At 62.1% G+C, this 2494-nt stretch carries 2 protein-coding genes; both read right to left on the bottom strand.

Annotated features, from left to right (window positions below; all coding sequences use genetic code 11):
• Positions 1–1234 (bottom strand): biotin/lipoyl-containing protein (locus AC1D1X_RS20730; protein WP_477699053.1); only part of this gene is annotated, 1234 nt, incomplete at its 3' end.
• Positions 1235–1278: 44 nt separating this feature from the next.
• A partial coding sequence (locus AC1D1X_RS20725) for a transketolase-like TK C-terminal-containing protein (protein ID WP_477699052.1) occupies positions 1279–2494 on the bottom strand: 1216 nt, incomplete at its 5' end.

The following is a 2494-nucleotide window of genomic DNA, read 5'->3' as shown; positions in this document are numbered from 1 at the left end:
GGTCGCCGTCGAGCGAGGCATTGAACTCGGGGTATTTCTTCAGGGCCGCAACGCTGGCCTTGATCAGAAAAGCCAGCATGGTGACTTTCAGCCCGGCTTTTTCGTTTTCCTTGTTGGTCGAAACGCGGAAGGCTTCCAGTTCGGTGATGTCGGCATCGTCATGGTTGGTGACGTGCGGAATCATCACGTAGTTGCGCAGCAGGTTGGCACCGCTGATCTTCTTGATGCGCGACATGTCCTTGCGCTCGACCGGGCCGAACTTGGTGAAGTCAACTTTTGGCCATGGCAGCAAATCGAGCCCTGCGCCGCCGCCCGAAGATGCGGGTGCTTTGGCGGCCTGCGCCTGGGTGCGAACGCTGCCGTCCATCACCGACTTGGTGAAGGCCTGGATGTCGTCTTGCGTGATGCGGCCTTTGGGGCCGCTGCCTTTGACTTCTGCCAGTGGCACGCCGAGTTCGCGCGCGAACTTGCGCACCGAGGGCGATGCATGCGGCAGGTTGCCCTGAGGCGCAGTGGTGGGGTTATGGGCCGGCTGGCTCGCGGGAGCAGATGAGGTTGCCGGTGCAGGGGCAGCAGCAGATGCCGCGGCAGGCACCGCAGCGGGGGCCGGTGCGGGCGCAGGCGATGCGCTCACAGCCGCAGAACCTTCCAGGATGGCCAGCAGGTCGCCGATGTTGACAACGTCGCCCATCTTGACCTTGAGCTCCTTGAGCACACCTGCGGCGGACGACGGGATTTCCATCGAGGCTTTGTCGGACTCGACGGTGATCAGCGACTGCTCAGCCTTGATGGTGTCGCCGGGTTTGACCAGGACTTCAATGACGGACACGTCCTTGAAGTCGCCGATGTCGGGCACACGGACTTCCACCGGACCGGAGGCTGCCGGGGCCGCTGCGGGTGCAGGCGCCGACGCTGCTACAGATTTGCTAGCTGCTTGCGCTGGCGCAGCGGGCGCTGCAGCCGGTTTTTCTGTTGAAGCCGGGGCGGCTTCGGCGCCGGACACTTCCAGCGTCAGGACCACGGAGCCCTGCTTGACCTTGTCGTCGAGCTTGACCTTGAGCTCCTTCACCACACCCGCGTGGCTGGAGGGGATTTCCATGGAGGCCTTGTCGGACTCCACGGTGATGAGCGACTGCTCGGCCTTCACGGTATCGCCGGGCTTGACCATCAGCTCAATCACCGTCACTTCGTCGAAATCCCCGATATCAGGAACTTGAATGTCTACCACTGCCATATTCTTGTCTCCGGTTGCTACAGGTGCTACGTCAGGGTTTTAACTCAAGCGTAAAGCGGATTGATCTTGTCGGCGTTGATGCCGTACTTTTTGATGGCCTCGGCAACCTTGGCCGCTGGGATGGTGCCCTCTTCGCTGAGCGCCTTGAGCGCCGCCACGACGATGTAGTGGCGGTTGATCTCGAAGTGCTCACGCAGCTTGCTGCGGAAGTCGCTGCGGCCAAAACCGTCGGTGCCCAGCACCTTGTAGGTACGGCCCTTGGGTACGAAGGAGCGAATCTGCTCGGCATAGGCCTTCATGTAGTCTGTGGATGCAACCACCGGGCCGGTGTGCTTCTCAAGCTGTTGGCTGACAAACGGCACGCGCTGTTTGTCGGTCGGGTGCAGCAGGTTCCAGCGTTCGCAGTCCTGGCCGTCACGGGCCAGTTCGTTGAAGCTCGGGCAGCTCCACACGTTGGCGGCAACGCCCCACTCTTTTTCAAGCAGCTCTTGCGCGGCAATGGATTCACGCAGGATGGTGCCGGAGCCGAGCAGCTGCACGCGCGGCGTGAGCTTGGCCCCCTCTTTGCAGAGGTACATGCCCTTGATGATCTGCTCTTCGGTGCCGGGCTTGAGGCCGGGCATGGCGTAGTTTTCGTTCAGCAGCGTGAGGTAGAAGTACACGTTGTCCTGCTTCTCGACCATGCGCTTGAGGCCATGGTGCAGGATGACGCCGACTTCATGGGCAAAGGTCGGGTCGTAGCTGATGCAGTTGGGAATGGTGCCGGCCAGGATGTGGCTGTGGCCGTCTTCGTGCTGCAGGCCTTCGCCGTTCAGCGTGGTGCGGCCCGAAGTGCCGCCCAGCAGGAAACCGCGCGCCTGCATGTCGCCGGCCGCCCAGGCCAGGTCGCCGACACGCTGGAAGCCGAACATCGAGTAGTACACGTAGAACGGGATCATGATCCGGTTGTTGGTGCTGTACGAGGTGGCGGCTGCGATCCAGCTGCTCATGCCACCAGCTTCGTTGATGCCCTCTTGCAGGATCTGGCCCTGCTTGTCTTCCTTGTAGTACATCACCTGGTCTTTGTCGACCGGCGTGTATTGCTGGCCGTCAGGGTTGTAGATGCCGATCTGGCGGAACAGGCCTTCCATGCCGAAGGTGCGGGCTTCATCGACCAGGATGGGCACTACGCGCGGGCCCAGGGCCTGGTCGCGCAGCAGTTGCGTGAGAAAGCGCACATACGCCTGCGTGGTCGAGATTTCGCGGCCTTCGGCCGTGGGC

The organism is Polaromonas sp. P1_G4 (genome assembly GCF_056405475.1).
Note: the sequence above shows the minus strand (reverse complement) of the source record. Positions and strands in the feature narration are given on the sequence as shown.